The 12,708-nt window shown below is 46.0% G+C and carries 8 protein-coding genes; 1 reads left to right on the forward strand and 7 read right to left on the reverse strand.

All coding sequences use genetic code 11. From position 1 onward, the window contains the following. Positions 1-46 precede the first annotated feature (46 nt). Positions 47-1,330, forward strand: coding sequence for a citrate synthase (locus Q0171_RS05325; protein WP_299327504.1), 1,284 nt, complete (start codon positions 47-49; stop codon positions 1,328-1,330). A 134-nt stretch (positions 1,331-1,464) separates the two neighbouring features. On the opposite strand, the gene Q0171_RS05330 is transcribed toward Q0171_RS05325, so the two are convergent. From Q0171_RS05330 to Q0171_RS05360, 7 genes are all read right to left on the reverse strand, one after another. Then, positions 1,465-4,629, reverse strand: coding sequence for an efflux RND transporter permease subunit (locus Q0171_RS05330; protein ID WP_299327506.1), 3,165 nt, complete (start codon positions 4,627-4,629; stop codon positions 1,465-1,467). A gap of 9 nt (positions 4,630-4,638) precedes the next feature. Further along, on the reverse strand, positions 4,639-5,703 hold the full coding sequence (locus Q0171_RS05335; protein WP_299327508.1) for an efflux RND transporter periplasmic adaptor subunit: 1,065 nt from the start codon (positions 5,701-5,703) through the stop codon (positions 4,639-4,641). Then, complete coding sequence (locus Q0171_RS05340; protein ID WP_299327510.1) at positions 5,700-6,218, reverse strand: MarR family transcriptional regulator; 519 nt, start codon at positions 6,216-6,218, stop codon at positions 5,700-5,702. Before Q0171_RS05340 ends, Q0171_RS05335 begins: the two co-directional genes overlap by 4 nt. 565 nt (positions 6,219-6,783) lie before the next feature. Then, the gene (locus Q0171_RS05345; RefSeq protein WP_299327512.1) at positions 6,784-8,898 is read right to left on the reverse strand and encodes a methyl-accepting chemotaxis protein; all 2,115 of its coding nucleotides are present in this window, start codon (positions 8,896-8,898) and stop codon (positions 6,784-6,786) included. Positions 8,899-9,056: 158 nt separating this feature from the next. Continuing rightward, the gene (locus Q0171_RS05350) at positions 9,057-10,976 is read right to left on the reverse strand and encodes a tetraacyldisaccharide 4'-kinase (protein WP_299327514.1); all 1,920 of its coding nucleotides are present in this window, start codon (positions 10,974-10,976) and stop codon (positions 9,057-9,059) included. Next, complete coding sequence (gene nadE, locus Q0171_RS05355; protein WP_299327516.1) at positions 10,977-11,987, reverse strand: NAD(+) synthase; 1,011 nt, start codon at positions 11,985-11,987, stop codon at positions 10,977-10,979. It abuts the gene before it with no gap. After that, the gene (locus tag Q0171_RS05360; RefSeq protein ID WP_299327519.1) at positions 11,984-12,673 is read right to left on the reverse strand and encodes a DedA family protein; all 690 of its coding nucleotides are present in this window, start codon (positions 12,671-12,673) and stop codon (positions 11,984-11,986) included. The genes nadE and Q0171_RS05360 overlap by 4 nt, the downstream gene beginning before the upstream one ends. Positions 12,674-12,708: the final 35 nt, after the last annotated feature.

Below are 12,708 nucleotides of genomic sequence, written 5' to 3' on the forward strand. Positions count from 1 at the left end.
AAAATGCTGGTAAAATGTTAGGCAATCCACAACGAAAGGACACACAATGGGAACAATCACTCTTACCAACAATGAGACCAATCAAAGCTGGGATTTTGATCTCATCGACTGCACCAGAGGTCCAAAAGCGGTGAATTTTTCTAAGCTTTTTGAGAGCACAGGGATTTTCGCCTATGATCCGGGCTATGGTAGCACCGCAGGCTGTGAATCTACCATTAGCTATATCGATGGCGCAGCAGGCGAGCTACTCTACAAGGGAATGCCTATCCAAGATTTAGTTGCGCGATACAAATTTACTGATATTTGTAAGCTGCTTATTAGCGATGAGCTGCCCAAAAACGAGCAAGAATCACTAGAGTTTGATCTAGAGCTGCGCCATAGAAGCTTTTTGCACGAGCGATTGAAGGGGATTTTTAGTATTTTCCCAGACTCTGCACACCCTATGGCGACACTCTCCGCGCTTGTCTCTGTGCTAGCCACACTCTACTATGATCACAAAGAAATGGACGATGAAGACGACTACCAAACAATGGCACGCAGAATCATCGCCAAAATCCCCACAATGATAGCCTTTTGCTATCGCAACTCCGTAGGTGCGCCATTTATCGAGCCAGATATTAGTAAAAGCTATGTAGAAAACTTCTTATATATGCTTCGCGCCTATCCACACAGCAGACTTAAGCACACACTAAAAGGCGAGCAAGAAATCACCCCACTTGAAGTAGAAGCCCTAGATAAAATCCTAACCCTCCACGCAGACCACGGGCAAAATGCCTCCACCACAACCGTGCGCAATGTCGCTTCCACAGGCGTGCATCCTTACGCAGCTATCGCTTCTGGGATCAACGCGCTATGGGGTCCAGCGCACGGCGGAGCAAATGAAGCAGTCTTGCGCCAGCTTAATGAGATTGGCGATGTGAAAAATGTCGCAAGCTTTGTAGATAGGGCAAAGGATAAAAACGATCCTTTTAGGATTATGGGATTTGGGCATAGGGTGTATAAAAGCTACGACCCACGCGCTAAGGCGATTAAATCGCTCAAAGATGAGCTTGATAAAAAGGGGATCAAAATGGATCACCGCCTAAGCGATATTGCAGAAAAGCTTGAAGAAGTCGCCCTGCAAGATGACTACTTCAAAGCGCGCAACCTCTATCCTAATGTGGATTTTTACAGCGGTATTATCCTAAGCGCGCTCAAAATCCCCACACAGCTTTTCACGCCAATTTTCGTGCTAGGAAGGATGCCCGGCTGGTGTGCGCAGCTTATCGAGCATTCTAAAAACACAAGTGCTAGAATCACTCGCCCAAGGCAAGTATATCTCGGCAAATAGGCGATAGCACAAAAGTGGATTCTAGGCTCAAGGCTTATTTGCCAGCGCAGAATCCATAGAACATTATGCTTTATCTTACACCTAAGTCCGCAACGACAAAAGACACTTCGCTAAGCTTCCTTAGATTTTGGATTCTAAGATCTAGGCTTGATACTTAGCAGCATCGCAGGGATAATAAACACACTCACAATCGTGGAGAAAAATAGCCCGCCAATAAGCACCGAGCCAAGCCCACGATAAATCTCGCTCCCCGCCCCTGCAAAGATCACCAAAGGCAGCAGTGCCAGCACGCTTGTAAGCATACTCATATAAATGGGTGAAAGGCGCGTTTTGGTAGAGTCCAGCACGCTTTGTGTCCAAGGCATTTTATAGGTGTAGAAATTGATCCGCGCTTGATAGATGATTAAAATCGCATTATTCACCACGCTCCCCACAAGGATAATAAACCCTAGCATTGTGATGACATCAAGATTTTGCGGCGCGATGAAGTGGTTGGTAAAAAACAGCCCCATAAGCCCCCCACTCACCGCCAAAGGCACAGAAGCAATAATTAGCAGCGGATAAAAGAAATTCCCATACAGCGCACATAAAATCAAGTAAGTAATCGCCACCGCTAGCAAAAATCCGCCCAAAAGCTCATTTTTAAGTGTGCTAAGTTTATCGGCATTGCCATTGAGTGTGATGTGTAAATCTGGGTAGGAGTGCGCTATGGGTGCGATGACTTCTTTACGGATTGTTGTGATGAACTCCTCTAGCGGTGTGTTGCCACTTGGGTTTAGGATAAGCAAGACATTGCGCTTTTGCTCAAAGTGGCGGATCGTGGAGACTCCTAGCGTGCTTTCCACCTCGCTTAACGCCCCTAGCATAACAACCTTGCCATTTGGCGCGTAAATGGGGGCGTATAAAATATCTTCTGGGGAATTCTTTTTCTCCCTATTTTCTTGGGATTGCAGCATAAGTTCGACATAGCCTTCATCGATTTTCACACTGCCAAGCGACTTGCCGCCTAAAAGCACGCTGACAATATTGCCAAAACTCGCTACATCAAGCTTATTTTCTAGCAGGGCAAAGTCATTGGGGTAGAGGTTTATCTCGCGATTATTCGCGCCAATGCCAGGCACCACACGCACACTCATATCGCTAAAACGCTCATTAAGCTGCGATTTGATCTGTGCTGAAGCGGCAAAAATTTGCTCTAAATCATCTCCGCTGACATTGATGTCAATGCTCGAGCTAGAAGCCCCGCTAAAGATTTGCTGGCGCAGCACCACGCCGCTGACACCGGGGACTTGCTCAATCGCCTGTTTGGCAAACTTGATAAGCTCGGCACTTTGCTTAGGATCTTGGGCGATGAGATAAAAGGAAATCGAATTCCCAGCCCCGATATAGAAATTTTTAATCATTGGGACTTCTTCTTGCTCGCTAGCTTCTTGGGATTTTATACAAGTGTCTGTAAGCTCCTGCCCAAGAGCATCGCGCCTATATCTGCAGATATATGGCTCGATTTGCAAGCTGATTTGATCCACGATATAACGCTTTTCATTGTAGGAGAGACCGGGCGCGGTTGATATATATGCGATGATGAAATTCTGCTCTCCGCGCGGGAGATAGTCTGTTTTAGGAAAGGTGAAGTAGCTAAACGCAAGGCAGAAGCCCAAAAACCCAGCTATGGTGTAGAATCTAGCCCTACCGCTTTGGACACATTTACACACAAGGCGCATTATATAATCCCTACACCTTAGCCCAAATGCGCCAATCTTCTGGCTAAGTGGATTCTGGGGCTTTGCGCGGCGTAAAAAAAGCAGCAAAAACGCCGGCACGATAAGGACACAAACCACAAATGCCAGCACAATCGCACTGCTAGCAGCAATCCCAATATCTGCAAAGAGCTGCCCAGCTTCGTCCTTGAGATAGAAAATCGGCACAAAAATGGCGATTGTCGTAATGCTTGAGGCAAAGAGCGCGCCTAGCACTTCTCTCACTCCTGTAAGAGTGGATTCTACGGGGGAGTTGGGCGTTTTAGCGCGATTGCGGATAATGGATTCTAGCACGACAATGGCAGAGTCTATCACCATAGAAATGGCAAAGGATATGCCCGCAAGGGAGATGATATTAAGCGTCCTGCCAAAGATATGCAGCACGATAAATGTCCCAATAATGCTTAGAGGGATCACAAGGGCTACAAGCACTAAAGAAGTAAGGTTGCGCAAAAATAGCAGCAGCACTGCGATTGCTAGCACCATACCTAGCAGCACGCTTTGTTTAACTTGGGCGATGGCATTTAGGATAAAGCCACTTTGATCGCGCCCCCAAGTGATTTCTAGCTCTTTTGGCAGGACTTGGTCATTGAGCTTTTGGGTGAGAGCTTTAATGGACTCTGTCATTTCAAGGATATTGGCATCTGCGGTGGGGCGGATTTGGATTGATAGGACTTGCTCTCTATTGTGGAGGTTGTAGCTTGTTTTGCCCGAGTAGCCGCTCTGCACGCTGGCGATGTCCTTTAGCCGCGTGATTTTGCCATTTTGCACGCGGATAATGGTGTTTAGCACTTCATCAGGGGAGCGATACTCACCGATGGTTTGCACGCGATAATTATGCTGGTCAAAGTCAATACTCCCAGCAGAGATATTGTGATTTTGCTTGTTTATGGCGTTAATGATGTCTTGGATAGTGATGTTGTTAAAGGCGAGCTGGGCGGTGTTTAGCACGATTTGGGCTTGCCGCTGCACCCCACCTGCAAGTATGACTTCCCCCACCCCAGCAATGCGCTCATAATGGGGCAGCACTTCATTTTCTATAATGCCTTTATATGTATCAATCGCGCTATCAACGCCCCCATTTTGATCTATGGAGAATATAGCTTCTTTAAGCGAGACAAACAGATACACGCTTATAGGGATTGTTTCGCCTGTGGTTTTGACAATGGGCTTTTGCACACCTTCTGGATAGCCTGTGATCTCTTCAAGCTTGGCACTGACTTCTACAAACGCACTGCGCAAATCGCTCTCAAGCCCAAATTCTAAATTCACAATCCCTATGCCATCGCGCATAGTGGCAGTGAGATTTTTGAGATTTTTGAGATTTTTTAGCTTGGCTTCTTGCCTTTGGACAATCTCTTTTTCTATCTCATAGGGCGAAGCACCTGCATAGTGGGTATAGATACCAATTGTAGGGCGCGTAGTTTGGGGTAGAAGCTGGTAGGGGATCTTCACAAATGCGATACACCCAAAAAGCGTGATAAATATCGCCACCACGCTGGCAAAAACTGGGCGAGTTAGGAAAAATGCGACAATATTCATTTGCGTGCTTTATCTAGGCTTGATGATATGCACTTGCGTGCCATTTTGTAGATTCTCCTGTCCGCGTAGCACGAGAGAATCTGCCTCTGTAAGCTTGGCACGCACAAGTATTTGAAAATCCTGTGTGTGTAGAATCTCTACTGGGATTTGCTCTGCTTTTTGCGCGCGAATCGCAAAGACATAGGGCTTATTATCCTTATAGACAATGCTGCCGCGCGGGATAATAAAGCCCCTTTGCCCACCGCTGACATCAAGCAGCGCACGCGCTGCCATTCCGTCTAAAAAGCTCCCATCATTGCGCACAGCAATATGCACAGGAAATGTCCTAGAGAGCGTATCAGCACGCGGGATAAGCGCGGAGATAGAGCCTTGATACTCTTTGCCACCGATATGGAGCTTGACCTTTTGCCTTGCTTTTAGCGTGCGCACAACAGAGCTTGGCACATCAATAATCACCTCCGTATCGCGTGAGTTTAAGATCTGGCATACCACCGCGCCTGTTTGCACCCACTCGCCCTTATGCGCGCGCTGCTCCACGACAATGCCATCAAAAGGCGCGTAGATGACCTTTTGATCCTTTTGCACTTTGGAGATGGCTAGCTCACCTAGCAAGGCTTGGATTCTAGCTTCTTGGGACTTGACTTCATACTCTAAATTTTCATACTGCTGGATAGAGATGGATTGAGACTGCAAGAGATTTTTGTAGCGTTCTAGCTCGTTTTTCTGCCGCTCTAGCGTATAGCGTGCATCGGCAATCTTTGCTTGCTTAATCTTAATATCTTCTAAAAGCAGAGCAGAATCTAGCGCGATAAGCTTCTGCCCCTTTTTGACATTATCGCCGATAGAGAAATACACCCCCTCTACCACGCCTTGCGCAGAAGTAGCCACAGAGCTAATCTCCTTAAATCGCACACTCCCGATAAATGACTCCACTTTACTAAGCGTGCCATATTTGATTGCCACACTCTCTACTGGCACTTCCTTAGAAAGTGCAAAAGTGCTTATGCACGCAAGCAATAGCACCCCACGAGATAAACATAAAATGCTCCAAAAAACACCTCGATAAATATTCATAGATTCTCCGTTATATCGCGCCATTTTTGTTTGTTTGTTTGTTTGTTTGTTTGCTGGGCAGCTTTATGTCGAATGGCTTGATTGATCTTTTCAAGCAAAGAGCGTAGAATCGCCTGCTCCTCTTGGTTTAGGGCTTCGTCAAAAAGCATATCAAGCTCTTCTTTAAGAAATGCCACACTCTCGAGCTTTTGCCTACCAGATTCTGTGATATACACATAGGCAAACCGCTTATCTTTGGTATCTTTTTGCTTTTTGACAAAGCCCTTTTGCTCGAGTGTAGAAAGCAGGCGCGAAGTAGTTGTGATATCTTTGAGCAGGGCGTTTGCAAGCTCGCCGACACGGATATTTTGACTCGTAGAATGCAGAAAATACAGCACCCAAAGCTGCTCGGTCCCAATCCCAAAAGGGCGCAGAAGATTAAGCATATAGCCCTCGAGCTGATGTGCGGTATCACCCAGAAAATACCCTACACTCTTACTTTTTTTATTACAAATTTCCTTATTACGCGACGCCATACTACCCTTTACTGGCAAATTTTTCCACATTAACCACTGCACTTAAGCCCTAGCGATTGAGAATCTAGCTACAAATCCGCGACACAATCACAAAGCCAATACCCAAAGCAGAGACGGATCCCAAGACAAACCAAATCGCAACAAATTGCCAGATTCTAGGGTTGTGCTTTTTATGCGATTATTATGGACTACCAAAGAATCTCGCTGTGCTTGCCTTGCCACTTAATTGCTGCTGAACTTGCTCACAATGACAAGAAAGCAGATTCTAGTAACGCCAAAAATACAAAAGCCCAAATTCTAAAACACTAGCAAAGGATTCTAGGGTAAAAGCCCATTTTGTAGCAACACGATTCTAAGCATTGCGCCTGTTTTATTCTAAAGGATTCTAGGATTTGCGATGAGAAAACCAGCGAAGCGGTGCAAGGCGAACAAGGTGAAGCCGCAGCAGGTTTCTTTAGTAAATCGGGGTTTTTCAAGCGCGTGCAAGGGCGCATACTAGAGCGTATGTAACCGCAGCACGCGCGCAGAAATCCACGATTTATCGCGCAAAGATAGAATCCTTTTATTAGATTTTTTTCTTATTTGCATCATCTAATATCGCCTTCGCAATCCCTGACACATCTTGTGAGATTTGTGAGCTAGCATTGGCAATGCTTACATTCTCTTGGGTTACAGACTCTAGGCTAGAGATGGCTTCGTTGATTTGTGTAATGCCTGCGGTTTGCTCTTTGATAGATTCTGCCATATCGTTGATGGACTGCACTAGGAGGTTTGTGTTTGCCTCTATCTCGCCTAGAGATTTGCTGGTGCGCTCTGCTAGTTTTCTCACTTCATCAGCTACGACTGCAAAGCCCCGTCCGTGCTCTCCAGCTCTAGCAGCTTCGATAGCGGCATTTAGGGCTAGGAGGTTTGTTTGATCTGCTATATCTCTAATGATACCAATGACATTTCTTATATCTTCTGTTTGCTGGATTACTTCATTGGTCCTGCCAGAGACATTTTGCATAGATGAAGTGATCTCCTCTACTGCAGTAGCAGTTTGCTCTAGGCTGCTAGCTTGGGAGTTAGAAGATTTAGTAAGGGCGGCTACGGCTTCTTCTAGCTTGTTGCTTTGATTGTGCAAAGAGTTGGCAAACTCTAGGGAGGTGGTGAGCATTTTTCTAATCTCTTCTCCTAGAGTGTTAGTAACTACTTCTACTCGCCCTTGTGCATTTGCTACTTCTGTGGTGAAATCAAGGCGGGTGTAGGAGTCAAAGACGCGATTAAGCTCTGAGAGATCGTTTCCAATGGCACTTGAAAGTAGATTTAATAGATCATTGACAGAATCTTTAAGCGCATTTAGCTGGGGGTTTGAGCCAGAGAGGGTGATTCTTTTTGTAACTCTGCCTTGCTTGGTGTGGTTGATGACAGAGAGGGATTCGGCTACTAGCTCATCATCTTTTTTCAAGTGTGCGCGAGATTTATCGATGTTCTCGTTAATCATCTGCCCAATTTTGCCAAGCTCATCGTGGGCTTTAATCTGGATATGATGAACCTCATTACCCTCGTGGTTGATGTATTTAAAAAACATATCAAGAGTTTTTAGGATAAGTGGCAAGCGTGATGAGAGAATCCTTCGCACAAGCAGATACACCGTAGCAATTACAAGTAGTAGAATCACAAGAGACCCCACCACGATAAGCCCTTGTAGCGAGTGCAATGGTGCTAGAACTTCATCTACGGGTGCTGCAACAAAAACCGAAAAACTTTTTCCATCAGATGTGTTAAAAGACGATATGCTCGCATAGGCTTTATCGCCATTTATCGTAATATAATTATCAATGACAGCAGATTTTTTCTCATCAATGAGACTAATCACAGCTTTAGTTTCTGGGCGGTTGTTTGATTCTAGCAAGTTTTGCAGAGCAATACTTCGGGTAGTATGCAAGGCTATCGTGCCATCTTGGGCGACTAGGGCTTTTACCTCTCGGTCAAACGCTTTATCTTGAGGATTGAGAATAAAATCCGCTAATTGTGAAAGATCAATAGTGAAGCCAAATACGCCAACCAACCTACGCTCACTGTCAAACAGCGGTGCAGCCAGATTGAGCCCGACAAATTCCCTGCCGTTTATCACAAGCTTGCTTGGGCGACCAAATATCGCACCATCGCCGTATTTCGCAGTCTTTAGCACCTCTTGCACGACAGGGAAGCTCACCACAGAATCCTGTGCCTGCACGACTTTCACTCCGCCTGCTCTTTCCATGTCGGTGTCCTCATAGACCATGATGACTTTACCGCTACTTGTGTTGTAGGCTTTGTTTTTCTGCGCGACACTACTAGGCGAGTCAAGCAGATAAATAAAGCCATAGTGTGCATAGCCACCCGCATCAAGCGCAGAGCGCAGAGAAGATTCAAATATCGAAGCTGTAGTCGAGCTACCAAGCGAAGAAATCGTAAGAAGCTCGCTTAGGCTTTTTGAGCTACTAGTGAGAACCGCAGACATCTCGCTAAAGGCTTCTTTGACATAAATGGCATACTTACCAGAGGCATTTTGAATGATAGATTCTGCATCTTGGCGCATGTTGTCGCCGACATTTTTTGAGACAATGAGAGCGAGCGCGACAACCCCGATGATAACAATTTGCGAGATGAATAAGATAAACTTCGTCCCGATACTCAATCTACGATAAAACCCCATAACAAACTCCTTAGTATTTAGGATAAGTCGCTTTGGATTATATTGATTTAACCCCGCATGTTTTAAATTCTACACTATGCCAGCTTAAAATCAGGTTGGCTTCTTAACTTCTCTCAACAAGTTTAATAGCCCTCTGGCATTCCAAAATCCACCCCAAGCTAAAAGTTTAACAACCTCGCATAATACGCCTGCCCACTTTTTGTCAGCCCGACGCGCACATTTGCCAAGCAGAAAAGCTCTGGGCTATCCCAGCTCAGATTCTGCTTAGGGTCTTTGGAATCTAACCCACCAAAATCCGTTTTACCAGAATCTGCCCTACTAGAATCTGCTTGGCTAACCCCAAATGCCAAATGCTCGAGAGTTGTTGCTGAAATTTTACGCCAAGTATGCGTAGATGGGCGATTGGATTCTGGTGGGGTTTTGCCAGATAAGCCAGCTTCCAAAAATATATCGCCCACAAGCGCGTCATAGAGATATTTCCATGCAACATGTTTTTGCGGTAGGCTTTGGGATAGACTTTGGCTTTGGAGGTGGCTGTGTGTGGCACTCTGCGCAAAATCTTGCTCTTGGGACTTTGTGTAAAATCTCCTATCAAGCCAAAAGTCAATAACCCCCTCGTAAAAAGCATTTTCAAGGATTGCTAGTGCTTCTTGTAGGAGTCCATTGCGCAAGCTCTGCATATCGCAAGGCAGCCAGAGCCATAGTAGCAAAATCCCCTTATTAGCACCCTGCCCTGCGTGTTTTGCGCCAGACTCTGGAGCCGCTATGGAAGCGAGCATACTACGCTCGATATCGCGTAGGGTCTGGATAGGATCGCGCCAGCTTGGCTTACGAGCGAATTTTGCCTGCTTGGGCATATATACCTCATGCGTATGGGGCTGAAAGCTTTTAGCATAGATGAGACGATAGAGAAAATCGCCTATGGATTTAGGGGCAGAATCCATCATAGACTCCCTGCCAGCACGCACACTAGAATCTAAGCATAAATCCAAATAATGCCGAGTAGCACAAAGCACACGAGAATGAATATGCAAGCGAAGCTCCATGATACTAAGCAGCTCTTGAAACTCCTGAAGCTTGGTAGCGTCTTTGGCAGTGGTGAGCAACGATGTGGGGGCATAGGATTCTAGGATAGCGTGGATTTCTTTAGGGCTAAAATGATGATGATCAGGGAAAAATCTACTCCCAACAATCCTGCAATCATTATCCATGGCTTGCGCACTAGAATCTAGCTTTGGCTCTAGTGGCGCTGGAGCTTGCATGCTAGATTCTGGATAAATAGGGGGGAGAAATGCTAGCAAGCGCGTAGGATTGGCTATGGCACTTAGAAGAAACATCTTGGGGCTTGGGTTTTTCACCCATACTTCACGCATGAAATCTCGCCCATCTTGCGCGATAATGGCATAGGGGCTATGATTTAGCTTGGTGTAGAGAGCGGGAGATTCTCGGTAGATTCCACTTGGGATAAGCCGTTGATAAAATGGCTCTGGGTTTGGGCGCAGGATAATATCAAATTTACTAAAGCAAAAGCGGAGTCCATCATCAAGCAGCACAACATCTGCACCATAGCGTTTGGATTCTCGTATGGCTCTGGCGCGATTTTCACTCACAATAACGCTGACATTGTGCTGCGAGAGAGCAGTCGCAATGAGATAAGGCTCATCACCAGCCAGACTGGCTGTAGTAAGCAGCGTCCCATGCCGACTCACCCACAAAAGCCCTTTGCTCTTGCGCTTGTAGCCACGCGAAATAATAATAATATGCCCTCCAGAAGTGTTTGCCTTAGAATCCAGAGTAGATTCTGCCCCAGAATCCATAATAGCCTGACGCAAATAATGGCTAGCAAGATGTGTGGCAAGTGCAATGATAAATGGCGTTTTCCCGCTGCCCCCTGCGATTAAGTTGCCCACTGATATGATTGGCAGCCCAAAGTCCCTGCCCTGCTTGCCATAGAGGATTCTAGGGGCAAGTCTTTTAAGCGTGGCAATCGCGCCATAGAGATAGCTTAGGGGCAGGAGCAAAAGGCTTAAGGCTTTATGCCCTAAATGTGGCGCGTAGTGGTAGCGGTGCAAATCCACTTATGTGTCCTTGTGCGTGGCTTTGTGGCTTGAAGTGTCTGTGCGAAGCTCGCGCAGTAGCTTGGATTTGGGCATAAATATCGTGGGCATCTCACGCTTAAATTGATTGGCTTTTATGCGTGTAAGCACCATAGATGCGAGTTTTTTCTCAAAGCTTTTGTAGTGCTTTTTGCGCAAGGCGTTGGGGTGGATAGGCGTTAGGGTGGATTTTGAGGGCATTGGTGGCTTAGCTTTAGGCTCTCCCTTGACTTTGGCTGACTCTCTAGCGCGGTGCTTGGGGGATTCTTTAGAGTAGTATTTGGCAGATCGCGCCACTATGGCGGCTAGCAGGCTGTCGATTTCAGCATAGCTAAACCCCAGCTCACCCTCATCGCTTTGATTGGGGTAGAGATCAGCGCTTGGGGGCTTTGTGATGATGGATTCTGGGAGTTGCAGGATTCTAGCTAGGGAGAAAATCTGTGTTTTAAACAATGCGCCTATGGGATTGATCGCGCACGCTAGATCGCCAAAAATCGTGCCATAGCCTAGCAGTAGCTCGGATTGATTGCTTGTGCCTACGACAATGCCTTGATACATACTTGAGTAGTGATAGAGCAGAGCCATTCTCACCCTAGCGCAGAAATTCCCCACTTCAAGTGGTGTGGCTTTAGGAAAATCAGCCAAAAACTGCTCTTGATAGTGCGCGATTGAATGCTGCTTAAGCGAAAGAGAAAAGGCATGCGCAAGTGCCTTGGCGTCTTCTCTGGAATGTGCGCTCGTAGTGAGACTAGGGAGAAACACACATACAAGCTTGATAGGTGTGTGAAATTTGCGTGCATACCGCTGTATGGCAAGCTGACATAATCGCGCCACTACCGCAGAATCCACTCCGCCACTCACACCCAGCACAAGAGAGCGTGCGTTTGTATAGGAAATCTGCTTACAGATGAATTTCACACTTTCATGCACGAAAGCCTTTTCACAAAATCCTGCTCCTCTAAAGGATTCTAGCTTGGCACTCTTGGCACTCATTGGATAGAGCCGCTTGATGTAGATTCTGTGGTTTTGGATTCTGTGAAGCCAGGTTGCGGCATGGATTTTATAGAGCTAGAATCTAAAGTGCTAGATTCCATATTGGGCTTTGTAAGGGAGGCGTGCTTTTTTCTCCCAAATACTATAAACACGAATACAAGAGCAGCAAAAAGCAAAGCCAATATCCCATAGGAATACTGACCATAAGACTCGATGATCTCGACAATAGCCTGCGAGAAATAAAATGCCAAAACCCCAAGACTAAGCGCCCATACTATGCTAGAAAGCACATTTAGCAGGAGGAATTTTCTCATATCATAGCGACTCACACCAATAGCCACTGGGACAAGGAATTTGACACCATAGAGATATTTATTTACCAAAATCAGCAATGCGCCATATTTTTTTAGCCAGATATGCATGAGCGCAATTTTTCTACGATGTGCGATAAGAAAACGCTCAAAGTCCTTTTTCTGGTAGCGCATGAGAATCACAAGCAACGAACTACCAAAGAAATTCCCCGCCGCTGCGACAAGAATGCTTATCGATAAATCCGTATGACCAAATGTCGCTAGGGCGCCAGCTGCGAGAATCCCCACATAGCCACTCCCCATGCAGTAGAAAAACAGCGCCACATAGCCCCATGTCTCAAAAAAATCCTGAAAAGTGTTGATAAAAGTTTCCATGAATTTACTAAGCCTTTATGCGATTGATTCTTGAT

Source organism: uncultured Helicobacter sp., from assembly GCF_937906905.1.
GTDB lineage: Bacteria > Campylobacterota > Campylobacteria > Campylobacterales > Helicobacteraceae > Helicobacter_B.